The following is a 25,734-nucleotide window of genomic DNA, read 5'->3' as shown; positions in this document are numbered from 1 at the left end:
AGTGTCTGTTTGCCAAACCCGGCGCTCAGGCGCCAAAGGGGTTGTGCAACAAGATGGTGTGGTCGCGGTCAGGGCTGGTGGACACCACATGCACGGGCACACCCGTGACTTCGGCGATGCGTTCCAAATAGCGACGAGCGGTTGCAGGCAGTTTGTCCATTTCGGTCACGCCGACAGTGGTTTCGGTCCAGCCGGGAATCACTTCGTAAATGGGCTTGCAGCGGGCGATTTCGTCTGCGCCCATGGGCAGGATGTCGATGGTTTCGCCATCCAGCTCGTAGCCGGTGCACAGCAGCAACTCTTTGAGGCCGTCCAGCACATCCAATTTGGTGATGCACAAGCCCGACAGGCCGTTGACCTGCGCACTGCGCTTGAGCAAGGCTGCATCGAACCAGCCACAGCGGCGTGAACGGCCAGTCGTCACGCCTTTTTCAGCGCCCACAGTCGACATGTGGTAACCGGGTGTACCGGGGGTTTCCCAGTCGAGTTCGGTGGGGAATGGACCGCCGCCTACACGGGTGCAGTAAGCCTTGGTGATGCCCAGGATGTAATGCAGCATGCCGGGGCCCACGCCCGAACCGGCAGCGGCATTGCCCGCCACGCAGTTGCTCGACGTCACAAACGGGTAAGTGCCGTGGTCCACATCCAGCAAGGTGCCTTGCGCGCCTTCAAACAGCAAATTGGCACCGGCCTTGTGCGCATCGTTGAGCTCGCGCGACACATCGGCCACCATGGGCAGCAGCTCTTTGGCATAAGCCATGGCTTCGTTGTAGGTCGCGTCAAAATCGACAGGCGCAGCGCCCAGGATATTGACCAGAATTTCGTTGTGCAAAGCCAGGTTTTCGCGCAGCTTGTTGGCAAAACGCTCGGGGTATTTCAGGTCTTGCACGCGCAAGGCACGGCGGGCCACTTTGTCTTCGTAGGCGGGACCAATGCCACGACCGGTGGTGCCAATCTTGGCCGTTCCGGCTTTTTCCTTGGCGGCTTCACGGCCCACATCCAATGCGACGTGGTAAGGCAAGATAAGCGGGCAGGCCTCGCTCACGCGCAAGCGTGAACGCACCTCGACCCCGGCTTTTTCAAGACCGGCAATTTCTTCGAGCAGCTTGGGCACCGACAAAACCACACCGTTACCGATGTAGCACTTGACGCCTGCGCGCATGATGCCGCTGGGAATCAGGTGCAAAGCGGTTTTGACGCCGTTGATCACCAAGGTGTGGCCTGCGTTGTGGCCGCCTTGAAAACGGACCACGCCTTGGGCGCTTTCGGTCAACCAGTCGACCAGTTTGCCTTTGCCCTCGTCGCCCCATTGGGTGCCCACGACGACCACGTTACGGCCTTGCTTCATGTTCATGCTTGAAATGTTCTTTCTCAAAGAGCCTGTACCAACCACTGCCCTGCCGCTTCAATCAGTTCGCGGTCGCAATGGAATTCGTCAACTTCGCTTTCGTGCCCAGGCAAAACACACACCACGGTTTCACCCTGGCTGCGCAAGGCGGCAATGGCCGAGCGCAAGCTGGCCGAGTTGCCCCAAGGTGCCCGGATCGCTGCACGCAGCGCCAAAGGTGTCACGGCCGACACCAATTCTTTCAAATCGAGACTGAAGCCCACAGCGGGGCGATCCCGGTCAATGCGGTGACCAAACACAGCGCCGACACCGTCATAACGACCGCCGCGGGCCAGCGCATCGGATGCGCCTTTGGCATAAATGGCAAAGCGCATGCCGCTGTAATAGGCGTAACCGCGCGAATCACCCAGGTCAAAACTGATGGCCGCACCCGAAATCTGGGACGCCAACCAACGCAACTGGCTCAGGGCTTCGGTGATCACTGGCGTCTGTGGCAGGCACTCGAGCGCCTTGTCCAGAACAGTGGCATCGCCATACAAATTGACCAGGGCGCGCAAACCATCACGGTGAGCAGGAGCGAAATCGGCCGTCAAGCGATCGATGGCGCTGCCGTCCTTGGTGGCCAATGCCGCGTGGATGTCATGGCGCAATGTCTCGGAAATATCTTCGGCCAGCAAAAGGCTGTTGACAATACGGGCATCGGCCAAATCCACCTGCAAGTCGCCCACACGGGCAGCACGCAGGCAATCCAGCGTCAACTGAAGGATCTCCAAATCGGCCTCGGGCCCGGCATGACCGTAGATTTCAGCGCCCAGCTGCAAGGGTTCGCGGGTGGCATGCGGGCGTGCAGGACGGGTGTGCAGAACAGGGCCACAGTAACAAAGACGCGTCAGTCCAATACGGCCCAGCAAATGTGCATCGATCCGGGCCACCTGAGGCGTGGTGTCGGCACGCAAACCCAAAGTGCGGCCAGAAAGCTGGTCCACCAGTTTGAAGGTCTGCAAATCCAGCGCTTCGCCCGTACCGGTGAGCAGGGACTCCAAATGCTCCAGCAGCGGCGGCATGACCAACTCGTAGCCATAGCCACGGGCGGTATCAAGCAGTTCGCGACGGAGTTCTTCGATGTGGCGTGCCTCTGAAGGCAAGACATCGGCAATGTGATCCGGAAGGACCCAAGCAGACATGTGAATGGAGGGGGACTGTTAAAAACGAGATTTTACCGGCTTGCAAGCCTGTTTCCGGGATTGAGTTCAGGAAACAAGCCAGAACAACAGCAATCCCGCAATGACCATGAACATGCCGAAGAAGCGGATTTGCCCTTCTTCGAGTTTCAAAAGCTGCTCAAACAGACTGCGCCACCGGGATGGCGCGATCATGGGCATCAGCCCCTCCAGGATGAGCATCAGGCCCACCGCCAGCAAGAGGGTTTCGAGCAAAGCTTACTTTCGGGCAGGCGTGTTGCCCGCAGAGCCGCGCATGCCCTTGAAAAACTCGGAGCTGCCCGGATCGAGCACCATCACGTCGCTTTTGCTGGCAAAACTGGATTTGTAGGCTTCCAGACTGCGGTAGAACTGCGCGAACTGGGGGTCGCGGCCAAAGGACTCGGCATACAGACGTGCCGCTTGCGCATCGCCCTGCCCTTTGATTTTTTGGGCTTCACGGTACGCATTGGCCACGGTCACTTCACGCTGGCGGTCTGCGTCAGCGCGGATTTTTTCGCCCTCGGCACCACCGGTCGAACGCAACTCGTTGGCCACACGCTTGCGCTCGGCCTCCATGCGGCGGTAAACCGACTCGGTGATGGTGTCCACGTAGTCGGCACGGGTGATGCGCACATCCACCACATCCACGCCCCAAGGCTTGGCACCCTTGACCACGACAAGAACAGCCGCTTTCACGTCGTCCATCAGCTCTTCACGCTTGAGGGACAAAAGCTCTTTGACCGTGCGCTTGTTGATTTCTTCCTGGAACGCGTTGCGCACCACCCGGTTGAGCTGACTGGTACCGGCTTTTTCGTCCAGACCCACGTTGCGGATGTAGGCCTGTGGATCGGCAATGCGCCAGCGCACATACCAGTCGATGACCACGCGCTGCTTCTCAGCCGTCAGCATGGGTTCGTTGTCAGGGCTGTCCAGGGTCAACAAACGCTTGTCGATGTAATTGACGTTTTGCAGCGGCGGCGGCAGCTTGAAGTGCAAACCCGGCTCGGTGATGACTTCCTTGATTTGCCCCAAAGCGTAGACCACGCCGAATTGGCGTTGGTCCACCACAAAAACGGTAGAGCTGAACAGCACAAAGGCCACCAGCAAAGTTGAAATCCACAATCCAATGCGATTCATTTTCTTTGTCCTTATCGTGGATCGCGGTCACGCGAACGCTGCAGGTCACGCGAACGGGTGTCCACCGCCCCATTGGCAGCGGGAGCAGGCGTTGCTGCGGCTGCAGGCACATCCGCGGCAGGTGGTGTCACAGCCGTCACCTGCTGCATGATTTTGTCGAGCGGCAAATACAGCATGTTCGAGCCCTGCTTGCTGTCCACCAGCACCTTGGTCACGTTGCTGTAAATCTGCTGCATGGTGTCGGTGTACATCCGGTCGCGCATGACTTGCGGTGCCTTCTGGTACTCCGGCAAGATCGTCTTGAAGCGCTGGGCATCGCCTTCGGCTTGCGCCACGATGCGCTCGCGGTAGGCATCGGCCTCTTCTTTCAGGCGCGAGGCCGCGCCCACAGCGCGGGGCACCACGTCGTTGGCATAGGCTTGGGCTTCGTTCTTGGCGCGTTCGCGCTCTTGGCCCGCTTTCAGCACATCGTCGAAAGCCGCTTGAACCTGCTCGGGAGGGCGCACGCCGCCTTGTTGCAAGTTGATGCCGACCACCTCGATGCCCACCTTGTAGCGGTCCAGAATGGTTTGCATTTTTTCGCGCACCCGGGGGGCAATTTGGTCGCGCTCTTCGGCCAGGGCCGAATCCATCTTCATCTTGCCCACCACTTCGCGCACCGCTGTTTCAGCAGACTGCACCACGGCTTCGGTGGGGTTGCGGCTTTCAAACAGGTATGCACGGGCATCGTTCAAGCGGTATTGCACGGCAAACTTGATCTCGACGATGTTTTCGTCTTCGGTCAGCATGGCCGACTCACGCAAGCCTGTGGCTTTGATGATGTTGTCGCGGCCAATGTCCACCGAGCGGATTTGAGTCACAAACACCAATTCGTGACGCTGAATAGGGTAAGGCATGCGCCAGTTGAAACCCGCACCCACCGTGGAATGGTATTTGCCGAATTGGGTGATCACGGCTTGCTGGCCCTCTTGCACGATGAAGAAGCCGGTTCCCAACCAGACCAACAATGCAGCCGCCAGAATGACGCCCACACCCAGATTTTTGAAGAAAGCCGGCATGCCAGGTCCACCGGAGCCGCCGCCAGAACCTTGTGGGCCTTGAGGACCGCCTTTGCCACCAAACAACTGGCCCAGCTTGCGGTTGAAATCACGCCACAGCTCGTCCAGATCCGGAGGACCGCTGTGTTGCGGCTGCTGACCACGGGGCTGCTGCCAAGCGTCTGGCTTGGGGCCTGGTGGAGGCGGTGGCACGTCGCCAGAAACTTTGTTGCCTGAGTCGGGTGTTGATTTGTCATCGTCCCGACCCCAACGTGGGTCATTCAGATTGAACATGCCTCTGATCTTTGCCGGAAGCAAGGACCATCGCAGGGCTGGGAGTTGAAAATTCATGGTGAAGTGTCTTTGTCAGAATGACGAATTCGCATTGTGCCGAATTCGGTTGGCCTTCAATGCAGATCACCCGGATATTCCCGGGTCATGTCACGGGGATCTGCGGGTTCTTGAACGACTGAGGGTAATGCGGCCTTGACGATGTCGGACAGGGCCGAACGCAGCAGGTCAAGTCCTTTGCCGGATTTGGCACTCAGAAATACCCTGGGCACGGCCACCCCGTCTTGCTCGTACTGGTCCTGCAATTGCAAGGGGTAGCGCTCTGGTGCCAAGGCGTCCAGCTTGTTGAACACCAACAATTGCGGCACGGTGTCGGCTCCGATCTCGGCCAGTACCTTTTGCACTTCGGCCATCTGCTCCGGAAAATCTGGATTCGCCGCGTCCACCACGTGGAGCAACAAATCTGCTTCGGTCGCCTCTTGCAAGGTGGCCTGAAAAGCCTCGACCAGACCGTGCGGCAAATCGCGGATAAAGCCCACTGTGTCAGACAGAGAAACTGAACGGCCCGCTTCGCCCAAATAGAGCTGTCGGGTGGTGGTGTCCAGCGTGGCAAACAACTGGTCGGCGGCATAGGCCCGCGCTTTGACCAAGGCATTGAACAGCGTCGATTTGCCCGCGTTGGTGTAGCCCACCAGCGAAATATTGAAGGTGTCGCGCCGCTCACGTTGGCGGCGTTGGGTGTTGCGCTGTTTTTTGACCTTGACCAAGCGTTCCTTGATGCGCTTGATCGAGTCGTTGATCATCCGGCGGTCCAGCTCGATTTGCGTCTCGCCCGGGCCACCGCGCATGCCAATACCCCCGCTTTGCCGCTCCAGGTGCGACCAGCGGCGCACCAAGCGTGTGCTCAGGTACTGCTGGCGGGCCAGCTCAACCTGCAGCTTGCCCTCGTGGCTGCGTGCACGCTGACCAAAAATCTCAAGGATCAGCAAAGTGCGGTCATTCACTGGCAAGCCGATGTGCCGCTCCAGGTTGCGCTGCTGCGCCGGGCTCAGGGCCTGATCAAACAAGACCTCAACCGCGCCATGCATCAGGGCCAGCTCCTTGATTTCATCGGCTTTGCCGCTGCCGACAAAAAGCGCCGGATCAGGCGCTTTGCGCTTGCAAGTCAGGCGGGCGACGGGCTTGAGCCCACCCGATTCGGCCAGCAGACCCAGCTCTTGCAGGTCGACATCGAAATGCGGCAGCCCAAAGTCAACGCCGACCAGTAAGGTCGGCGCGGGCTGGTTGGAAGATGTTTCAGACAATGTCAGCAACCTCCGGCGGTGGGTTCAAACCGCCGGCCAAGCAAAAACCGCATCAAGCGGTGATTTCACCCGTTTCGGGTGTGCTGAAAGTCACAGAACGACCGGGAACAATGGTCGAAATGGCGTGCTTGTAAACCATCTGGGTGACGGTGTTGCGCAAAAGCACGACATATTGGTCGAACGATTCGATCTGGCCTTGCAGCTTGATGCCGTTCACCAGATAAATCGAGACAGGCACATGCTCTTTGCGCAGTGCGTTCAGGAAGGGGTCTTGCAAAAGTTGACCTTTGTTGCTCACGATATTCTCCGTGTTCAGAAGTTTTGAAGAGAGTGACCTTACCACAGGGCAAGATGCCGACTTTTGAGGAAATCCGATTTCCTCAAATATCAACTGGATTCTTTGTCCGCATAAGGATTGGAGGATGTCTTCATCTCAATCCGCAGCGGCGTGCCGGCCAAACTGAAGGCTTTGCGGAAGCGCCCTTCCAGAAAACGCTTGTAGGTGTCGGTCACGTGCTCCAAGGAATTGCCATGAACCACAATGACAGGCGGGTTCATGCCGCCCTGGTGGGCATAGCGGAGCTTGGGGCGGAACATGCCACCGCGCTGGGGGCTCTGGAACTGCACGGCTTCGAGCAGCAAGCGCGTCAAAATCGGCGTGCTCATCTTGCACATGGCCGATTTGTGCGCCTGGACGATCGAAGCCCAGACGGGGCCCAATCCCTGGCGTTTTTTGGCCGAAATGAAGTGCATGTTGGCAAAGCTCAAAAACGGCAAACGGTTCTCAATCGAGCGTTGCACCAACTGGCGCTGGTATTCATCGACCGCATCCCACTTGTTGATGGCCAGCACCATGGCGCGGCCGCTTTCGAGCGCATAGCCCGCGATGTGGGCATCCTGGTCGGTCACGCCTTGCTCGGCATCAAGCAAGAGCAAGACCACGTTGGCCGACTCGATCGCTTGCAGGGTTTTGACCACCGAGAACTTCTCGATGGCTTCAAACACTTTGCCCTTGCGGCGCAAACCGGCGGTATCGATCAGCTCGAACTTCTGGCCTTGGCGCTCAAAGGGCACCGAAATCGCATCACGCGTGGTGCCCGGCATGTCAAAAGCGACCAGTCGCTCTTCACCCAGCCAAGTGTTGATCAAGGTGGACTTGCCCACGTTGGGGCGGCCAGCTACGGCCAGCTTGATGACCGTGGGGTCTTCCTCGGTTTCTTCCGGTTCGTCGGGCAGGTTGAGCAACTCGAAAGCCAGCTCCACCAGACCGCGGGTGCCTTGGCCATGGGCCGCCGAGATGGCGATCACCTCACCCAGACCCAGCTCATAAAACTCGGTCAGCTGAATGCCTTCGAGCATGCCTTCGGCTTTGTTGGCCACCAATAGGCAGGGCTTGCCGATCTTGCGCAAGTATTTGGCGATGTCATGGTCTTGGGCAGACAGGCCACCCCGTGCATCGACCACAAAAATGACCACATCGGCCTCGGCCACCGCTTGTTGCGTTTGCTTGGCCATCTCTTTGTAGATGCCGCTGCTGGCGTCGGGCTCAAAACCGCCCGTATCGATCACGATGAATTCTTGACGGCCTTGCTTGCCATTGCCGTAATGGCGGTCACGGGTCAGGCCCGCAAAATCGGCCACGATGGCATCCCGACTCTTGGTGAGTCGGTTGAACAGCGTGGATTTGCCCACATTGGGGCGGCCTACCAGGGCCAGTACAGGTTTCACTTAAAAATTTTCCGATCCATCATTCAGGGCGAAATCCGAAGACGCCCCCGGTGCGTGTCACCACCACCATCGTTTGGCCAACGGCCACGGGTTTGCCCACAATGGCGCTGCCGTCTGTGCTCAAGCGTTGCAAGGCCTGACCATCCTGACGCGCCAGAAAGTGAACCCAACCCTTGTCATCCCCCAGTACCACCGAACGCCCCAACACCAAAGGTGCGCTCAGGCCCCGAAAGCGCAAGGCGTCTTGCGTCCAGGCGGGCTGACCACCCTGACGCTGCCAAGCCACGACCTTGCTGTCGGACTCGGTACCAAAAACCAGATTGTCGTCACCGTCCAGGCCTTCGTGGCCTTGCGCTGGACGCGTCCACAAGGTGGTGCCACGGTTGGCATCCACACACGAGACCGCCGACTGGAATGCGCGCACACACACGGCATTGCCAAGGCGACTGGCCCCTGCCACCAAGTCCACCAGGCGTTCAACTTCGTTGGTGCCGCGCGACGAACCGATCAAGGTTTCCCAACGCACAGCGCCTGTGCTCGGGTTCAAAGAGGCCAAACGCCCGCCCCAACCCGCCAGCAAAGTGTCGCCAAACGGGATCAACAAGCCCGCTTGCTTCAAAACCAAGGGGTCACCCGTGCGCTGTTGGCTCCAGAGCTTTTGCCCGGAAGCGCCATCCAGCGCGGTCACAGCACGGTCAGCCGTCAACACAAAAACGCGGCCACCAGCCACCAAGGGCGCGGTGTAGGACAAGGCCGGCAAGCGGTAACGCCAAACCACTTTGCCCGCTTCGATGGCCACCACTTCGTTGGTTTGCGTGATCACGGCAAAACGCTGGCCATCACCACTCACGCCCGCCTGAATGGGGGTATTGAGGTTGAGACGCCACACATCCTGTCCCGTGCCCGCATTGATCAAGGCCACCTGACCTTGCGTGGAGGCCACCGCCACTTGATCGCCATGAACAGACGCAAACAAGGGGGAAGTCACTGCACCGATGCTGTTGGACCAGACTTGCTTCACCGCCACCTGACCCGACACGGCAGGCAATGCGGCTGGTTGTGGTTTTTCAGGTGCGCTGGAACACGCAGAAATGGCGATTGCCAAGGCCCCCAGCCAAGTCAAGCGGGTCCAGGTGTGCGAAAAAACAGTCATCACTTTGGGGTCTCCGAAAGAACGGCCGCGTCAGGCTCGATGCCCAAGGCATTGAGTTTGGCTTGCACCAAACGACGGTAGTCAGGGGTGTCGGCCAGTTTTTGCCAGGCTTGCTGGTAAGCCGCAATGGCTTCAGCCGTTTGACCTTTGGCCTGCAACACATCCCCACGCAAATCCGCAGCCAAACCGACCATGGCCGGGGTGAATTCACCACTCAGTGGTTTCAGAGCTTCGTCGTAAGCCTTGGCATCCAGCTGCAAAGCCGCCAGTCGCAAACGTGCGATGTCACGGTAAGCTTTGTCCGAGGCACCATTGGCAACCCAGCTCAAAGCCTCACGTGCCGCATCGGTTTTGCCTTGGGCTTGCAGGGTTTTGGCAGCCAGCAAAGCCGATTGCTGCGCAAATTGGGTGCTGCCGAACTTGTCTTTCATATCGGCCAAGCTGCGCTCTACACGGGCAACATCACCCGCTGCAGCTGCACGCTCAACCTCGTCGTAAAGCGCCGCAGCCTTGGTGGCCTGCGTCCGCTCCCAATATTGGTAACCGTTCCAGGCGGCATAGCTGCCCAAAATCGCGATCAGCAGCCATGAAATCAGGTTGCCGTAGGTCTTCCAGAAATGCTTGATCTGGTCGAGTTGTTCTTGTTCTTCGAGGTCGAGTGGGGTGGCCATGGTGTCTTTACTGCTGTGAACGCGTCAAGTGTTGGATTGTAGGCTGTGGGCCCATTCGGCCACGGTGCTCAAAGACGCGGTGCGCTGGGCACCTTCGCCGTCGCGCAGTGACTTGATGGCCACCAGCCCCTGAGCCAGTTCTTCGGCCCCGAAAACCAGGGCAAAACGGGCACCCGAGCCATCGGCCTTTTTGAACTGGGACTTCATGCTGCCCATGCCGTCTCCGCTGCCAGCGTGCATCTGCGCCGACACGCCACAGGCGCGCAAAGTCTGCAGCACCTGCATGGCCACCGGCAAAGCAGCGGTTTCGGGAATGATGGCGTACACATCAGGGGCCAGATCGGGCAAAGCCTCGCCCTGCTCCTTGATGAGTTCGAGCACGCGCTCCACCCCCAGCGCCCAGCCTACGGCGGGCGATGGCTTGCCGCCAATTTGCTCAATCAGGTAGTCGTATCGGCCACCGCCGCAAATGGTGCCCTGCGAGCCCAGGCTGGTGGTGATGAACTCGAACACCGTGAGGTTGTAGTAGTCCATGCCCCGCACCAGACGCGGGTTGATGCTGTAGGCCACGCCGTTGGCATCCAGAATGGCTTTGACCGCATTGAAGTGCGCCAAAGACGCCTCCCCCAGAAAGTCGAGCAATCGGGGGGCGGCCTCGACCACGCTTTGCATGGCCGGGTTCTTGGTGTCCAGAATGCGCAGCGGGTTGCTGTGCAGGCGGCGCTTGGCTTCTTCGTCCAGCACATCGCTGTGCTTTTCCAGGTGGGCAATCAGCGCGGCGCGGTGGGCCTGACGCTCGGCAGGCTGGCCCAGGCTGTTGAGTTCCAGGCGCACATCCTTGAGACCCAGCACTTTCCACAGGTCGTTGGCCAACAAAATCAGCTCGGCATCGACCTCGGGGCCACCAAAACCCAGCACCTCGGCACCGATCTGGTGGAACTGGCGGTAGCGGCCGCGCTGCGGGCGCTCGTGGCGAAACATCGGACCCATGTAGTACAGGCGCTTGCCGCCTTCGTACAGCAGGTTGTGCTCGACCACAGCACGCACCAGACCGGCCGTGCCTTCAGGACGCAGGGTCAGCTGCTCGCCGTTCAAGCGGTCTTCAAAGGAGTACATCTCCTTTTCGACGATGTCGGTCACCTCGCCCAGGCCGCGCACAAACAGCGCTGTAGGCTCGACGATGGGCAAACGCACGTTGCGGTAGGCGTAACGCGCCATCAAAGAGCGCACCTGGCCCTCCAGCCATTCCCAACGCGCAGAGTCGGGTGGCAGGATGTCGTTCATGCCCTTGACGCCGACCAGCTTCTGGGCTTTGACGGTCTTGGGTGTGTTTTCTTTCAGCGACTCGCTCATTTTCTCTCAGCAGATCCGGAACCAAAACGGTTCTCAATGTAGTTTTCAACCAGCACCTGAAACTCTTGCGCGATGCCTTCGCCGCGCAAAGTCAGGCGCTTTTCGCCGTCAATGAACACGGGAGCGGCAGGCGCTTCACCGGTACCCGGCAAGCTGATGCCAATGTCGGCGTGCTTGCTCTCGCCGGGGCCGTTCACGATGCAGCCCATCACCGCCACCTTGAGGTTTTCCACCCCGGGGTAGCGCACGCGCCACACGGGCATTTGGGCGCGCAAAAAGTCGTCAATCTGTTTGGCCAGCTCTTGGAAGGTGCTGCTGGTGGTGCGGCCACAACCGGGGCAAGCTGTGACACTGGGCACAAAAATGCGCAAGCCCAGCGACTGCAAAATTTCGGAGGCGATCACCACCTCTTGCGTGCGCGCTTCGCCCGGCTGGGGTGTGAGCGAGACACGGATCGTGTCGCCAATGCCTTCTTGCAACAAGATGGACAAAGCTGTAGCCGAGGCCACTGTGCCTTTGGTGCCCATGCCCGCTTCGGTCAGACCCAGGTGCAAGGCGTAGTCGGTGCGGCGACCCAGCTCGCGGTAGACCGAAATCAAATCCTGCACGCCCGAGACTTTGCACGACAGCGCGATTTGATCACCATTGAGGCCCATGGCCTCGGCACGCTGAGCCGACGAAATGGCCGAGCTGATCAACGCCTCGTACATGACCTGCCGCGCTTCCCAGGGCTGGGCACGCTGGCTGTTGGTGTCCATCAAATCGGCCAGCAACTCCTGATCGAGGCTGCCCCAGTTCACGCCGATGCGAATGGCCTTGTCGTAGCGCATGGCCGCTTCGATCATCTGACCGAACTGCACATCGCGCTTGTCGCCTTTGCCCACGTTACCGGGGTTGATGCGGTATTTGGACAACGCTTCGGCGCAGGCCGGGTAATCGGTCAGCAGGCGGTGGCCGTTGTAATGGAAGTCGCCGATCAAGGGCACATCGATGCCCATTTTGTCGAGCTGGTCGCGGATGTGCGGCACGGCCTCGGCGGCTTCGGGGGTGTTCACGGTGATGCGCACCATCTCGGAGCCGGCAATCGCCAGTTCCTTGACCTGGATGGCGGTGCCGATCACGTCCACCGTGTCGGTGTTGGTCATGGACTGCACGCGCACCGGGGCGCCACCGCCCACAGTGACCACACGCGAACCCCAGACCACTTTGGACTGGCGGCTCTGGCGGTGTGCAGGTACAGCGATGGCGATGGCTGTTGGCGCTGTCATGGTTTCACCTCAAAACGGGCCACATTGGCTTTGGTGAAAGGCTTGAGATCAAACGCCTGGCCTTTGATGCTGACCTGAATGGCTCGGGCTTGACCAATCGCCACATTCACAGATGCAGGGGTTTGCAAATTCTTGGTTTCACCCGACTTCAAAACACCATTCCAGATCATCTGATTTTTAGTATCGCGAACTTCGATCCAGCTCGTGTCAGTGGCTGTGAACAACAACTCCGGAGCCGATGCGATCTCCATGGTCGCATGTGTTTTAGGTATTTCCTGGGCCACAGACGGAGGGTTTTGAACGGCCCCGATGGTAGAGGCAACAACGGTTGGCGTAACCAGTACCGCTGCGGGCGCCGAGGGGACAACAGAAACAGCCCCCAGCGCCGCAGCCTCTGAAGCGTTAGAGGCCAAAGGCATGACCTCTGGCTCTGAAGTGACTGTGCGCACCTCAACTGTCGGTGTTGACAGATAAGCGGCAAGCTCATCCAACCAAGCCCAGTGCGCAGGGCTGGGCAACCAGATCAATGCGGCAATCAAAACCACCATGCCCACAGCCGCCCACAAGGCACGGGCAGACAGCCCAGCCGATGAACGGCTCATCCGCCCCAGGTTTGCAGGTGCAACGTAGGCTTGACGAACCAGCCCATTGGGCTCGAGATAATTCGCAGCTTGAGGCAACAAAGCCAAAATCGGTGCCGGGTCCACGCGCAACTGGCGGCAAACACTGGAGGCCAGGCCTCGGGCAAAAACAGGACTTTGGTCAGACTGGTATTGATCGGCCTCCAGGGCCTCCAGTTGTCGGACTGGGACGTTCAAAGCCACAGACAAAACTGCCAAATGCACCCCTGCACGCAAACGCGCCTCTTTGAGCAACTTACCAGCAGTCGTTTTTGCTTCAGGCAAGCTGGTGGAATTCACCAGGATTTCGTCAGAATTTGGGTTTTCAGACATCACCAGACTCCTGGGGTTGAACAGAAGAAGCAGGCATAAGCATGATAGTTCGTTGCTGAGCCATGCGGCTTTGAACTTGCGTACGATCCTTCACATCCCCGGCCAATTGCCCGCAAGCGGCGTCAATGTCGTCGCCTCGTGTTTTACGGACCGTGGTCACCAAGCCCGCTTCCTGCAGTTGCTTGGAAAACGCTTGCACACGGGCTTGAGACGAACGCAACAGACCCGAAGCTGGGAAAGGATTGAAAGGGATCAGATTGAACTTGCAACGCAAGCCTTGGCGGGCATGTTTTTGCACCAGATCGATGAGCTGGCTGGCGTGCTCGGGCTGATCATTAACCCCATCGAGCATGCAATATTCAAAGGTGATGAAGTCGCGTGGCGCATGGGCTAGGTAGCCAATGCAGGCCTGCATGAGTTCATCAAGCGGGTATTTGCGGTTGAGCGGCACCAGGTTGTCACGCAATGCATCGTTGGGGGCATGCAGCGACACCGCCAATGCCACCGGGCAATCGGCCGACAGCCGCTCGATCATGGGCACCACGCCCGATGTGGACACCGTGACGCGGCGGCGGGACAGGCCGTAGCCATGGTCATCGAGCATGGCACGCAGCGCGGGCACCAAAGCCGAATAGTTTTGCAAGGGCTCACCCATACCCATCATCACCACATTGGAGATGACACGCTCTTCAGTTTGGAGGTGCTTGCGCAAAAAGTGTTCGGCAAACCACAACTGGGCAAGGATTTCGCCTGTGGTCAAGTTGCGACTGAAGCCTTGGTGGCCTGTCGAGCAAAAACGGCAACCCACGGCGCAGCCAGCCTGGGATGAAATGCACAAGGTGCCCCGATCGTCTTCGGGAATGAACACCGATTCGATGGCATTGCCACCGCCGACATCGAACAACCACTTGATGGTGCCGTCGGTCGAGATGTGTTGACTGATCACGGGCAGCGCCGAAACGTGCGCGTGAGACGTGAGTTTTTGGCGCAAGGACTTGGCCAAATCGCTCATCTGATCGAAATCAGATGCGCCCCGCTGGTGAATCCAGCGGAACAACTGGGTGGCTCGGAAGCGCTTTTCGCCCAGACCGTCACAAAAAACGGCCAGACCTTCCAGGTCAAATTCGAGAAGGTTGGCCGTCATGGTGTTCAAGGTCGCGCTGGAGCCGCGACGCGATCAGCGTGCGTAAACGTTCATGCCGGGGAAGAAGAAGGCAATTTCCACAGCGGCAGTTTCAGGGGCGTCAGAACCGTGCACAGCGTTGGCATCGATGCTGTCAGCGAAGTCAGCACGGATGGTGCCAGCGTCAGCTTTCTTGGGGTCGGTAGCGCCCATCAGATCGCGGTTTTTGGCGATGGCGTTCTCGCCTTGCAGGGCTTGAATCATCACGGGGCCGGAAATCATGAAATCCACCAGATCCTTGAAGAAAGGACGTGCGCTGTGCACAGCGTAGAACTGCTCGGCTTCACCGCGCGACAGGTGAGCCATGCGAGCGGCGACCACTTTCAAGCCTGCAGCTTCGAAACGGGCGTAGATCTGACCGATGACGTTCTTGGCGACGGCGTCAGGCTTGATGATGGAGAGAGTGCGTTCGATGGCCATGGTATTTCCTGTAACGAGAGAGTTTTTAAAGCATTTTTGCCATGCGGCAAAGCCCGCTATTCTAACCTGAGCAGACCCGCCGAATGACACTGCAGAGCCACATGGCCCCACAGGAGAAACTGAAATTAACGGCTGCGACCACCACCGCCTCGCCCACCCCGGCCTGGACCGCCCGGGGCTTTTTTCAAGCGATTGAAGCTTTCGGCTCCAATGTACTTGGCCTCGGTTTTCGGGGCATCGGCCTTGGCATGCAAGCCGGAACCACCTGGTGCCTGGTTGGGCTTGGCAGCTGGTTTGGCACGGGGGACAGCTGTACCAGCCCTGCCCTGTCCGCCTGTGCGGGGGCGGCGGTCGTTGCGGTCGGTTCGTGAGACCGGGCGTGGAGCCGCTACACGGGTCCGATCCAAGGTGCCTGCAGCGCGCATGAGTGCGCGGATATCCGATTCATCGAGCTCCAGCCAGGCACCACGACGCAAACCATGCGGCAGCACCATGGCGCCGTAACGGATGCGGATCAAGCGGCTGACCGCGTGGCCCACCGCTTCCATCATTCGACGCACTTCACGGTTACGGCCTTCGGAAATCGTGACGCGGTACCAGCAATTGGAGCCTTCACCGCCGCCATCTTCAATGGAGCCAAATTGGGCTGCGCCGTCGTCCAGCATCACGCCATCCAGAAGGCGCTGCTTTTCGTCCTTGCTCAGAGCGCCCAACACGCGAACGGCGTATTCACGCTCCAGACCAAAACGCGGGTGCATCAGCTGGTTGGCCAACTCGCCCGAGCTGGTGAACAGCAGCAAACCCTCGGTATTCAAATCCAGACGACCCACAGATTGCCATTTACCGTTTTGCAGGCGGGGCAATTTGCGGAATACCGATGGGCGGTTTTGCGGGTCGTCGTGGCTGACGATCTCGCCCGCAGGCTTGTGGTACGCGATGACACGCGGTGGCGGTGGGTCAATGCGGATATGAATCGGCTTACCGTTGACCTTGATCTGGTCACCGTATTGCACACGCTGCCCCACATGGGCAGGTTCGTTGTTGACCGAAATCCGGCCTTCCGCAATCAGTTTTTCCATCTCCAAACGCGAACCCATGCCGGCTTGCGCCAGCACTTTGTGCAGTTTGGGCGAGTCGGTCTGAGGGGCCAAAACGCGCTTACCCAAATCAATGGCGACGTCTTCGGCAGATTCTTCGTCATCGAATTGGCCTGACACCACATCGGCCAGCTCAATCGGCTTGTACACCGACTCAGCAGGCGCACCGGACTTGGCTGAACGACCAGCGGTGTCTGGCTTGGACGAACGGATGTCGTCTTGAGGATCTTGGTTCATGTATTGGAGGACTCTTCGCCATGCAGCGGACGGTCAGTGGGTTTATCTGGGTTCGCAGACAGGCTAGGATCATCGCTGTGATCGGGAGGCACGCCAGTGGCGTCTTGAGAGGCAAAAGCTGCGGCAGATTCAGCCGCCGCATCGGGCACGATGGGCATGTCAAAAGGCAAGGCGTTGATGGCCTCCTCCAAAGACAAAGACGGCTGCACTGGCAGCTCATCCACGAGCCCCGACAAAGCAGACGTTTGACCGTCCACCTGAGAGAGCATGGGCAATTGGTCGAGCGCAGACAGGCCCAAATCGTCCAGAAACTGGCGCGTGGTGGCATACAGGCCCGGTCGGCCCACGGTTTCACGGTGGCCAATCACTTCCACCCACCCACGGTCTTCCAACTGTTTGAGGATTTGTGAGTTGATGGTCACGCCCCGGATGTCTTCCATGTCGCCACGGGTGACCGGCTGGCGGTAAGCAATGATGGCCAGGGTTTCGAGTACCGCACGGGTGTATTTGGGCGGCTTTTCGGGGTGAAGGCGATCCAGAAACTGGCGCAACTCAGGTCGGCTCTGAAAGCGCCAACCACTGGCCACACTGGTCAGTTCCAGGCCTTTTTGAGCCCATTCTTGTTGTAAGTCTTGCAGCATTTGCCGCAGTGTGTCGGCCCCTAGCGCATCGTCAAATAAAACGCGCATGTCGCGCAATGACAAAGGCTGACCTGCTGTGAGCAAGGCCGTTTCCAGGACACGCTTGGCTTGCGCCGTATTCATGTGTCGATCTTTCGGGAAAAAAACGCCTCACGGCGTCGAAGGTGCAGAGGTGATGGCCGTTTCTCTGAAGAAACAACCCCGTTCTGGAGGGCGTTGGTTATCGACCAAGGCCTGGATTCGCTCTAACCAGTGTATCTGGCTCAAGCTCCCTGAGTGGACAGATTGTAGCCGAGCCCCCAAACAGCCAGAGCATCGGCCATGTCTGTGGGCAAGGAGGACCTCAGGTCGATCGATTGGCCAGTGATCGGATGCACAAAAGCCAAATGCCAGGCATGCAAAGCCTGGCGTTCCATGCCCGCAGCCTTGGCGCCACCGTAAACGGCATCCGCCAGCAAGGGATGCCCGATGTGGGCCATGTGCACCCTGATCTGGTGGGTGCGCCCCGTGTGCAGCGTGCACTGCACCAGGCAACCCAGGTGGTTTTGGTCCAGCACTTCGATCGTGGTCGCAGCTGTTTTGCCCGACTGGTACGTTAAATCCACCACCGCCATGCGCAGGCGGTTGGCGGGGTCACGGCCAATAGCGGCCTCCACCGTCGTTGGCGAAGGGGCGGTCCAAGGCTTGTGGGCAATGGCCAGGTATTGGCGATGCACATCACGTGCCGCGATTTGCTGAACCAATGCATCCATGGCCTGGCGTGTTCGAGCAACCACCATCAAACCGCTGGTGTCTTTGTCCAGCCTGTGCACAATGCCCGCCCGGGGCACATCGGAGGCCAGCGGGTCGAGGGCCAACAGCCCGTTGAGCAAGGTGCCACGCCAGTTGCCCGGCGCCGGATGCACCACCAGACCCGCCGGTTTGTTGATCACGCGCAGGTGCGCATCTTCATAAACCACATCGATCGGCATGTCTTCAGGCACAAAAGCCTGCGACTGGGGCGTGGCGCGCAGCGTGACCTCAACCCGGTGCCCCAAGCGAACTTTGGTCGACACTTTGGTCACCACCCGACCATCGATCAGGGCGTCACCCTGCTCGATCAGTTGCTGCAGATAGCTGCGCGAGAACTCGGGCACCATTTGCGCCAAAGCGCGGTCCAGTCGCTGCCCATGCAAAACCATGGGCACCTGGCTGGTGCGCACTTCTTCGTCCGACGCTTCCAGCGCACGTTCACCGTCCTCCAGCAGGGCGGCGGCTTCATCCATTTCGGGGTCGGTCGATATAATCAAGGGGTTCAACAGTACAAGGGTGTCACAGATGCGAAGCTTCAGATTATCGATGGTTCCAGGTGGCCTGGTTTTGGCCGTGGGCCTGTTTCTGTCAGGCTGCGCCAACACCCCCAAAGATGTGACCGCCGGCTGGACGCCCGAGAAGATTTACAGCGAAGCTCGCGACGAAGCCAATGCAGGAGCGTGGGACAAGGCCATTGGCTTTTATGAAAAGCTGGAAGGCCGCGCCGCAGGCACGGTTCTGGCGCAGCAAGCCCAAATCGACAAGGCTTACGCCCAATACAAGACCGGTGACAAGATCCAAGCCATTGCCACCTTGGACCGCTTTATCCGCCTGCACCCAGCCAGCCCGGCTTTGGACTACGCGATCTACCTCAAAGGCTTGGTTAACTTCAACGACAACTTGGGCATGTTCTCGTTCCTCACCAAGCAAGACCTGTCAGAGCGTGACCAAAAAGCAGCCAAAGACTCTTATGAATCCTTCAAAGAGTTGACCACCCGCTTCCCCGCCTCCAAATACGCCCCCGAAGCACGCCAGCGCATGCTGCACATCGTCAACGCCTTGGCCGCCTACGAAGTCCATGTGGCTCGCTATTACGCCAGCCGTGGTGCGCATGTCGCAGCGGTGAACCGCGCACAGCAAGCCATTGCCGAATACCCCGGCGTGCCTGCCGTCGAAGAGGCTCTGGGCATTTTGGTCAGCTCTTATGACGCCATGGGCATGAGCGCCCTGCGCGATGACGCCAAGCGTGTGCTGGAGAAAAACTTCCCCCAGTCGGATTACCTCAAGGCCGAAGGCGTCAAGAAGTCCTCTAGCTGGTGGCGTCTGTGGTGAATTGACGCAAAGTCGATAAAAACTCGGCGTGCCCGCTCAAGCGGCGCATCTGCGGGAGCCCCCGAATCAACCGTCGGCCATAAGACATGGTGGCCAAACGTGTGTCGCATACCACCAACACGCCGCTGTCGGTTTCACTGCGAATCAACCGACCCGCACCTTGCTTGAGCGCCACGGCAGCTTCGGGCAAAGCGTGGTCGGCAAACGCGCTGCGGCCCTCCCGCGTGACGCGCTGACTTCGCGCTTCAAAAAGCGGATCGCCCGGCGGTGGAAACGGCAGCTTGTCGATGACCACCAACTGCAATGCCTCGCCGGGCACATCAAAGCCCTCCCAAAACGAAGCCGAAGCGACCAGGACACAGCCCGCACGACCGTCCCCTGCGCCCTCCCTGAAACGCTCCATCAAACGCCGTTTGGGGCTTTGCCCCTGCACCAGAATCTCTACATTCGCTGCGGGGTCCAGGCGGGTCTGTAAATATTCACCAATGCTGCGCATCGCATTCAGCGTGGTCGTGAGCACCAGTGTCCGGCCGCCCAGCAACTCAACCGCCTCCACCACCAGCTGAGCGACATGGCCCGCATGCCCCGGGTCGCCGGGCTTGGGCAGATGCTCTGGCACATACAAAGCCGCTTGCTTGGCGTAGTCAAACGGGCTGGTGACTTGCATCACTTGCGCCGAAGTCAAGCCACAAGGCTCGGTGAACCAACGCAAACTGGGTTCATCCCCCAAAGTGGCGGACGTGAAAATCCAGGCACGTTGGCCAAGCCCACTGGCTTGAGGGTTCTGGGGGTCTGCACCGTGGCGGGGATCACCGGCCATCAGGGCCTGAATGGATTCAGGGTCAGACGCATCCTCGTCTTGCAGCACCAATGGCGCTTGCACGGGCTTGGTCAAAGCAGAAAACGCCTGCGCAATATCCAGCGGCGACTCCACCAAACGCAGTTGTGCACTGACTTCGGCCCAGCGCACGCCTTCGGGGTCCGGGGCCTGCGAAAACAAATCCGCTTTTTGCCCCAACTCACGTGCGCGCTCGAACAAGCGCTGAAAATCCGGGGCCAATTCGACCACGGTCTCCAGACCGCTTTGCATCTGCTCCAAAGCTTGCACCAGGTTGTGCAGCGCAGGCGTCCATTCGGTGGACTCCACGCCTTCGGGCAAGGCATCGGTCCAGCGCAAACGAACAGAACCCCGGTGCATGCCCGCAGCCAGGCGCAGGTCACGGGACGATTTTTCCAGTCGGTCGGTCAGGGCATGCCAATCCACCAGACCTCGCGCCAATTGCAATCCCGTGGCCAGCACATCGCGCGACAACTCCAGCAACTGGACCGTTGACAACTGCTGGCCCAGAAAATTCACACCGATTTCATTGAGTTGGTGAGCCTCATCGAACACCGTGACACGCACGGTGGGCAGCAATTCGGCCACGCCCGACTCACGCACAGCCATATCGGCAAAAAACAGATGGTGGTTGATGACCACCACATCGGACGCCATGGCCTCTTTGCGTGCCAGGTTCACATGGCAAGCCCGATAACGTGGACAACTGGACCCCAGACAATTGTCACGCGTCGAGGTGACCAAGGGCCACAAGGACGAGCGCTCATCCAGACCTGTCAGCTCCGCCATGTCCCCTGTGCGGGTGGCTTGTGACCAGGTTTCAATTTTGGCCAGCGCCCGCTGCGCACCGGGCTGAGCGGCTTCAGCACTGTGCCGCGCTTGATCCATGCGGTGCAAACACAGGTAATTGGATCGCCCTTTGAGCAAGGCCACCCGAATGGGCAAGCCCAAGACCTCGACCAGGCGCGGGATGTCGCGAGAAAACAATTGGTCTTGCAGAGCCTTGGTCGCCGTTGACACCAAGGCCCGCTGGCCGCTCAGGAGAACGGGAACCAGATAGGCATAGGTTTTGCCCACACCCGTACCCGCTTCGACCACCAGTTGACCGCCTTGCTCCAAGGTCTGGGTCACCGCCATGGCCATGTCGGTCTGCCCTGCCCGAGGCTGAAACCCGGGCACCGCCTGCGCCAAGCTGCCATGGCTGGACAGCGTTTCTGCAACGCGCTGCTCAAGCAAGCTCAAGCGGGCTCCTTGGGGTCGAGCATCCACTGCAACTTGGCCATTTGGTCGCGCAAAGCCAGACGGCGTTTTTTCAGCCGCCGCAAGAGCAACTCGTCCAGAGGCTGGGCAGCGAGCACCGCTTGGTCAATCAAGGCATCGAGATCGGCATGCTCCATCTGCCATTCGATCAATTGGCGCTGGGGAGAACGCTGATCATCAAAGCTGTCGTGCGTCATGGCGTGCTGCGGTTTTCTGGCTGCTTGCCTTCAAGCCGAAGATTGCGCTGCTCGGTTCGCCACTGGCGCTCTTGGGCATTCAACAGCAAGTCTTGCTGCCGCAGTGGCTCCAGCGCTGCGCGGCGCATTTTTCGGGCGTCACTGAGGCAGGCATTCACCGCAAATTTTTGCCAGCAGGCTTTCGCGTCTTCCTGGTAAAACGCCGTGATGACCTCACGCTGCCTGGCAATCTCTTCGCGCTGAACGCGAATGAACTCCGGCGCTCCAAGCAAGGACTGCGCGCTCAAGCTTGTACTCAATGCGGCCACGACCGCGAACAGTGAACGTTTCATGTGATGTGCGTGTCCACTGTACGGTGCTCCAGCGCCAGAAATTCACTCGATTGCATCTCATGCAGACGAGATATCGTACGCGGGAACTCGTGTGACATCGGCCCTTGCGTGTACAAGGCCTCGGGCGGCACGGCTGCAGACAAAATCAGTTTGACTCGACGGTCGTACAACACATCAATCAGCCACGTCAAGCGTCTCGCCTCGGACGCCATGCTCACGGGCAGCTGAGGCACATTGCTCAGCAGCACCGTATGGAACTGTGTGGCGATTTCGAGGTAATCGTTTTGCGATCGGGGACCACCACAAATGGCCATGAAATCGAACCAGACCACGTCACCCGAGCGGCGACGCGACTGGATCTTGCGCGCCTCAATGTGCAGCACCGGGTCCTCATCCGGCCCTGTGGCCAGGCGGTTGAAGGCATCGTCCATCTCGGCATCGGCCTGCGCGCCCAGCGGGGTGTGGTAGAGCTTGACCATCTCCAGCGTGCGGCGGCGGTAATCTGTGCCGTTGTCCACATTGAGTACGTTCATGCGCTGGTTCAACAAGGCGATGGCCGGCAAAATGCGGTCGCGGTGCAAACCATTCGGGTACAAACCATCGGGTTCGAAGTTGGAGGTCGTGACAAAGCCCACGCCGTTATCAAACAGCGCCACCAGCAATCGGTGCAGGATCATCGCGTCGGTGATGTCGGCCACATGGAATTCATCAAAGCAGATCAAGCGGTAGCGTTGAGCCATCTTTTTGCCCAGCACATCCAGCGGATTGACCGTGCCTTGCATGGCCGTCAACTCTCGATGCACCTCGCGCATGAACTCGTGAAAGTGCAAACGGGTTTTGCGTTTGATCGGCACCGCTTCGTAAAAGCAGTCCATCAAAAAGCTTTTGCCACGCCCTACCCCGCCAAACATGTACACCCCTTTGGGGATCTCGGGGCGGTTGATCAGCTTTTTCAGGGCATTCGAGCGTTTGGCACGGTAAGCGGCCCACTCATTGGCGCAATGCTCCAGGGCCTCGATGGCACGCAACTGCGCCGGGTCGCTTTGGAACCCACGCTTGCGGAGTTCTTCTTCGTAAACAGCACGAACAGACATGGGTGGATCGATCTTCGATGTCAAAAAACGAAACCCGGGGCCAGCCCGGGTTTTTGGGATGCAAGAACTTTAACCCAACTCGTTGCCAACCGCAGTCAGCAACGGGGATGGGCTTAGAAGTTCAGTGTGCGCTTGTCCACGGCCAAAGCCGCTTCTTTGGTCGCTTCGCTCAAGCTGGGGTGAGCATGGCAAATGCGGGCAATGTCTTCGGCGCTGGCACGGAATTCCATGGCCACCACAGCCTCAGAAATCAGCTCCGAAACCTGTGGGCCTACCATGTGCACGCCCAAGATTTCGTCGGTCGTGGCATCGGCCAAGAACTTGACCATACCCGTGGTATCGCCCAAAGCGCGTGCACGGCCGTTCGCGAGGAACGGGAATGTGCCTGCTTTGTACGCCACGCCGTCGGCTTTGAGTTGCTGCTCTGTGCGGCCCACCCAAGCGATTTCGGGGCTGGTGTAGATGACCCAAGGGATGGTGTTGAAGTTGACGTGACCGTGTTGCCCAGCGATGCGCTCGGCTACGGCAACGCCCTCTTCTTCGGCTTTGTGCGCCAGCATCGGGCCACGCACCACGTCACCCACCGCCCAGACGCCGGGCAGGTTGGTTTTGCAATCCGCATCCACCACGATCGCACCGCGCTCGTCCAGCTGCAAGCCCACGGCTTCGGTGTTCAGACCAATGGTGTTGGGCACGCGGCCAATCGACACGATGAGCTTGTCAGCGTCAAGCACAATGGCTTCGCCTTTGGCGTTGGTGTAGTTGACAGTGACGCCCTTCTTGCCGTTGACGATCTCGCCGACTTTCACGCCGAGCTCGATCTTCAAACCTTGCTTGTCGAATGCCTTCTTGGCTTCTTTGGCGATTTGCTCGTCCACAGCACCCAGGAAAGTCGGCAGACCTTCGAGGATGGTCACATCAGCACCCAAACGACGCCAGACCGAACCCATTTCGAGGCCGATCACGCCTGAGCCGATCAAGGCCAGCTTCTTGGGCACAGCGCCCACGCGCAATGCGCCGTCGTTGGACAACACGTTGACTTCGTCAAACGGGGTGCCGGGCAACGCACGGGCGTTCGAGCCTGTAGCGATGATGACTTGCTTGGCGGTGATGGCTTCTTCGGTCTTGCCAGCCACGTTGATGGTGTAACCGCCTTCAGCTTGTCCAGCAAAGCTGCCGCGACCGTGGAAGAACGTGACCTTGTTTTTCTTCAACAGGTACAAGATGCCGTCGTTGTTTTGCTTCACAACGCTGTCCTTGCGGGCAATCATCTTGGCCACGTCCATCTTCACGCCGGTGGCGCTGATGCCGTGCTCGGCGAAGTGGTGGTTGGCATGGTCAAAGTGCTCGCTGGACTGCAGCAAAGCTTTAGAGGGGATGCAACCCACGTTGGTGCAGGTGCCACCGGGGGCTGGGCCACCGGCTGCGTTTTTCCACTCGTCGATACAAGCGACTTGGAAACCGAGTTGTGCAGCGCGGATGGCTGCAATGTAGCCACCGGGGCCACCGCCGATGACGACGACGTCGAATTGTTTGCTCATGGTATTTGTCTTCTCAATGGACAACGCCCCCGTGAAGGGGGCATTGCAGATTCAGGGATATCAGATGTCGAACAGCAAGCGGGCTGGATCTTCCAGCGCTTCCTTCATGGCGACCAAGCCCAAGACAGCTTCGCGGCCGTCGATGATGCGGTGGTCATACGACATGGCGAAGTAGTTCATCGGGCGAACCACAACCTGGCCGTTTTCCACCATGGCGCGGTCTTTGGTCGCGTGAACGCCCAAAATGGCCGACTGGGGTGGGTTGATGATGGGGGTAGACATCATCGAGCCGAAGGTGCCGCCGTTGGAGATGGAGAAGGTGCCACCGGTCATCTCTTCGATGCCCAGCTTGCCGTCACGCGCTTTCACGCCGAATTCAGCGATCTTCTTCTCGATGTCGGCAAAGCTCATCTGGTCAGCGTTGCGCAAAATCGGCACCACCAGACCACGTGGCGAGCCCACAGCGATACCGATGTCGAAGTAACCGTGGTACACGATGTCGTTGCCGTCCACCGAGGCGTTGAGCACAGGGAACTTCTTCAGGGCGTGCACAGCCGCCTTGACGAAGAAGCTCATGAAGCCGAGCTTGACGCCGTGTTCCTTCTCGAAACGCTCTTGCATGCGCTTGCGCATGTCCATGACCGGGGCCATGTTGATTTCGTTGAAGGTGGTCAGGATGGCGTTGGTCGATTGCGATTGCAACAGACGCTCGGCCACGCGGGCTCGCAAACGGGTCATGGGCACACGCTGCTCGGGGCGGTCACCCAAGGCCACGGCAGGTGCCGATACTTGAGGCAGCGTCTTGGCGGGTACGCCTGTGGGGATCACTGCGGCAGTGGACTTGACACCACCAGCCACAGCAGACAACACATCACCCTTGGTGACACGGCCGTCTTTGCCCGTGCCAGACACCGAGCCAGCGGCCAGGCTGTTGTCGGCCATCAGCTTGGCAGCGGCGGGCATGGCCACACCCGCTTTGCTGGCTGCGGCAGCGGCCGGGGCGGCTGCAGGCGCTGCGGCCGCAGGTGCAGCAGCGGCTGCCGGGGCAGCGGCAGCACCGGCTTTGCCTTCGGTGTCGATCTTGGCGATCAGCTGCTCAGCAGCCACGGTGCCGCCATCGGCCACGATGATCTCGGTGATCACGCCAGCCGCAGGTGCTGGCACTTCGAGCACGACCTTGTCGGTCTCGATTTCGATCAGGATTTCATCGGCAGCGACGGCTTCGCCGACTTTCTTTTTCCACTGCAGCATGGTAGCTTCGGCCACGGACTCGGACAGCTGGGGAACTTTGACTTCTACGATAGCCATGTTGAATTCTCTTTAAA

At 59.3% G+C, this 25,734-nt stretch carries 25 protein-coding genes; 1 reads left to right on the top strand and 24 read right to left on the bottom strand.

Annotated elements, in window-relative coordinates; all coding sequences use genetic code 11:
• Positions 1 to 25: 25 nt before the first annotated feature.
• The 18 genes from B9Z37_RS12265 to B9Z37_RS12180 all read right to left on the bottom strand — a co-directional run bounded on the left by B9Z37_RS12265 (position 26) and on the right by B9Z37_RS12180 (position 18,288).
• Positions 26 to 1,354, bottom strand: coding sequence for an adenylosuccinate synthase (locus B9Z37_RS12265; protein WP_108313296.1), 1,329 nt, complete (start codon positions 1,352 to 1,354; stop codon positions 26 to 28).
• A 17-nt stretch (positions 1,355 to 1,371) separates the two neighbouring features.
• A complete protein-coding gene (locus tag B9Z37_RS12260) occupies positions 1,372 to 2,532 on the bottom strand; it encodes an ATP phosphoribosyltransferase regulatory subunit (protein ID WP_108313295.1) in 1,161 nt (386 codons plus the stop codon).
• Between the two features lie 66 nt (positions 2,533 to 2,598).
• A complete protein-coding gene (locus B9Z37_RS12255; RefSeq protein ID WP_108313294.1) occupies positions 2,599 to 2,784 on the bottom strand; it encodes a DUF2065 domain-containing protein in 186 nt (61 codons plus the stop codon).
• Between the two features lie 3 nt (positions 2,785 to 2,787).
• Positions 2,788 to 3,687: a protease modulator HflC gene (gene hflC / locus B9Z37_RS12250; RefSeq protein WP_108313293.1), complete on the bottom strand. Its 900-nt coding sequence runs from the start codon at positions 3,685 to 3,687 to the stop codon at positions 2,788 to 2,790.
• Positions 3,688 to 3,698: 11 nt separating this feature from the next.
• Positions 3,699 to 5,075, bottom strand: coding sequence for an FtsH protease activity modulator HflK (gene hflK / locus B9Z37_RS12245; protein WP_108313292.1), 1,377 nt, complete (start codon positions 5,073 to 5,075; stop codon positions 3,699 to 3,701).
• Positions 5,076 to 5,131: 56 nt separating this feature from the next.
• Positions 5,132 to 6,319 carry a GTPase HflX gene (gene hflX / locus B9Z37_RS12240; RefSeq protein WP_108313342.1) on the bottom strand — a complete coding sequence of 396 codons (1,188 nt, stop codon included), beginning with the start codon at positions 6,317 to 6,319 and terminating at the stop codon, positions 5,132 to 5,134.
• A gap of 52 nt (positions 6,320 to 6,371) precedes the next feature.
• A complete protein-coding gene (gene hfq, locus B9Z37_RS12235; RefSeq protein ID WP_019429044.1) occupies positions 6,372 to 6,617 on the bottom strand; it encodes an RNA chaperone Hfq in 246 nt (81 codons plus the stop codon).
• A gap of 89 nt (positions 6,618 to 6,706) precedes the next feature.
• The gene (gene der, locus B9Z37_RS12230; protein ID WP_108313291.1) at positions 6,707 to 8,047 is read right to left on the bottom strand and encodes a ribosome biogenesis GTPase Der; all 1,341 of its coding nucleotides are present in this window, start codon (positions 8,045 to 8,047) and stop codon (positions 6,707 to 6,709) included.
• Positions 8,048 to 8,066: 19 nt separating this feature from the next.
• Positions 8,067 to 9,200: an outer membrane protein assembly factor BamB gene (bamB, locus tag B9Z37_RS12225; protein WP_108313290.1), complete on the bottom strand. Its 1,134-nt coding sequence runs from the start codon at positions 9,198 to 9,200 to the stop codon at positions 8,067 to 8,069.
• Complete coding sequence (locus tag B9Z37_RS12220) at positions 9,200 to 9,871, bottom strand: YfgM family protein (protein ID WP_108313289.1); 672 nt, start codon at positions 9,869 to 9,871, stop codon at positions 9,200 to 9,202. The genes bamB and B9Z37_RS12220 overlap by 1 nt, the downstream gene beginning before the upstream one ends.
• Before the next feature lie 24 nt (positions 9,872 to 9,895).
• Positions 9,896 to 11,224, bottom strand: a complete 1,329-nt coding sequence (gene hisS / locus B9Z37_RS12215; RefSeq protein ID WP_108313288.1) for a histidine--tRNA ligase — start codon at positions 11,222 to 11,224, stop codon at positions 9,896 to 9,898.
• On the bottom strand, positions 11,221 to 12,492 hold the full coding sequence (gene ispG, locus B9Z37_RS12210) for a flavodoxin-dependent (E)-4-hydroxy-3-methylbut-2-enyl-diphosphate synthase (RefSeq protein ID WP_108313287.1): 1,272 nt from the start codon (positions 12,490 to 12,492) through the stop codon (positions 11,221 to 11,223). The genes hisS and ispG overlap by 4 nt, the downstream gene beginning before the upstream one ends.
• Positions 12,489 to 13,445 (bottom strand): helix-turn-helix domain-containing protein, encoded by a 957-nt coding sequence (locus B9Z37_RS12205; RefSeq protein WP_108313286.1) that lies wholly within the window; start codon positions 13,443 to 13,445, stop codon positions 12,489 to 12,491. The genes ispG and B9Z37_RS12205 overlap by 4 nt, the downstream gene beginning before the upstream one ends.
• Positions 13,438 to 14,589 carry a 23S rRNA (adenine(2503)-C(2))-methyltransferase RlmN gene (rlmN, locus tag B9Z37_RS12200; protein ID WP_108313285.1) on the bottom strand — a complete coding sequence of 384 codons (1,152 nt, stop codon included), beginning with the start codon at positions 14,587 to 14,589 and terminating at the stop codon, positions 13,438 to 13,440. The genes B9Z37_RS12205 and rlmN overlap by 8 nt, the downstream gene beginning before the upstream one ends.
• A gap of 33 nt (positions 14,590 to 14,622) precedes the next feature.
• Positions 14,623 to 15,048 (bottom strand): nucleoside-diphosphate kinase, encoded by a 426-nt coding sequence (gene ndk / locus B9Z37_RS12195; RefSeq protein ID WP_108313284.1) that lies wholly within the window; start codon positions 15,046 to 15,048, stop codon positions 14,623 to 14,625.
• A 125-nt stretch (positions 15,049 to 15,173) separates the two neighbouring features.
• Positions 15,174 to 16,382 carry a pseudouridine synthase gene (locus B9Z37_RS12190; protein ID WP_108313283.1) on the bottom strand — a complete coding sequence of 403 codons (1,209 nt, stop codon included), beginning with the start codon at positions 16,380 to 16,382 and terminating at the stop codon, positions 15,174 to 15,176.
• Positions 16,379 to 17,146: an SMC-Scp complex subunit ScpB gene (gene scpB, locus B9Z37_RS12185; RefSeq protein ID WP_108313282.1), complete on the bottom strand. Its 768-nt coding sequence runs from the start codon at positions 17,144 to 17,146 to the stop codon at positions 16,379 to 16,381. The genes B9Z37_RS12190 and scpB overlap by 4 nt, the downstream gene beginning before the upstream one ends.
• 140 nt (positions 17,147 to 17,286) lie before the next feature.
• Positions 17,287 to 18,288, bottom strand: coding sequence for an RluA family pseudouridine synthase (locus B9Z37_RS12180; protein WP_108313281.1), 1,002 nt, complete (start codon positions 18,286 to 18,288; stop codon positions 17,287 to 17,289).
• A gap of 73 nt (positions 18,289 to 18,361) precedes the next feature.
• Between B9Z37_RS12180 and B9Z37_RS12175 the strand changes: the two genes are divergently transcribed.
• Positions 18,362 to 19,147 (top strand): outer membrane protein assembly factor BamD, encoded by a 786-nt coding sequence (locus B9Z37_RS12175; RefSeq protein WP_108313280.1) that lies wholly within the window; start codon positions 18,362 to 18,364, stop codon positions 19,145 to 19,147.
• Here B9Z37_RS12175 and B9Z37_RS12170 read toward each other — a convergent pair.
• The 6 genes from B9Z37_RS12170 to odhB all read right to left on the bottom strand — a co-directional run bounded on the left by B9Z37_RS12170 (position 19,125) and on the right by odhB (position 25,717).
• On the bottom strand, positions 19,125 to 21,128 hold the full coding sequence (locus tag B9Z37_RS12170) for an ATP-dependent DNA helicase (protein ID WP_240606713.1): 2,004 nt from the start codon (positions 21,126 to 21,128) through the stop codon (positions 19,125 to 19,127). The two genes, B9Z37_RS12175 and B9Z37_RS12170, sit on opposite strands and share 23 nt — an antisense overlap.
• Positions 21,129 to 21,223: 95 nt before the next feature.
• Positions 21,224 to 21,442: a DUF465 domain-containing protein gene (locus tag B9Z37_RS12165; RefSeq protein WP_108313278.1), complete on the bottom strand. Its 219-nt coding sequence runs from the start codon at positions 21,440 to 21,442 to the stop codon at positions 21,224 to 21,226.
• Complete coding sequence (locus B9Z37_RS12160) at positions 21,439 to 21,774, bottom strand: hypothetical protein (protein WP_108313277.1); 336 nt, start codon at positions 21,772 to 21,774, stop codon at positions 21,439 to 21,441. Before B9Z37_RS12160 ends, B9Z37_RS12165 begins: the two co-directional genes overlap by 4 nt.
• Entirely contained in the window at positions 21,771 to 22,868 is a 1,098-nt protein-coding gene (gene zapE, locus B9Z37_RS12155; protein ID WP_108313276.1) for a cell division protein ZapE, read from the bottom strand. The genes B9Z37_RS12160 and zapE overlap by 4 nt, the downstream gene beginning before the upstream one ends.
• Before the next feature lie 113 nt (positions 22,869 to 22,981).
• On the bottom strand, positions 22,982 to 24,409 hold the full coding sequence (gene lpdA / locus B9Z37_RS12150) for a dihydrolipoyl dehydrogenase (RefSeq protein WP_108313275.1): 1,428 nt from the start codon (positions 24,407 to 24,409) through the stop codon (positions 22,982 to 22,984).
• A 60-nt stretch (positions 24,410 to 24,469) separates the two neighbouring features.
• Positions 24,470 to 25,717, bottom strand: coding sequence for a 2-oxoglutarate dehydrogenase complex dihydrolipoyllysine-residue succinyltransferase (gene odhB / locus B9Z37_RS12145; protein ID WP_108313274.1), 1,248 nt, complete (start codon positions 25,715 to 25,717; stop codon positions 24,470 to 24,472).
• Positions 25,718 to 25,734 lie beyond the last annotated feature (17 nt).

This window comes from Limnohabitans parvus II-B4 (assembly GCF_003063455.1).
Classification (GTDB): Bacteria; Pseudomonadota; Gammaproteobacteria; order Burkholderiales; family Burkholderiaceae_C; genus Limnohabitans_A; species Limnohabitans_A parvus.
Note: the sequence above shows the minus strand (reverse complement) of the source record. Positions and strands in the feature narration are given on the sequence as shown.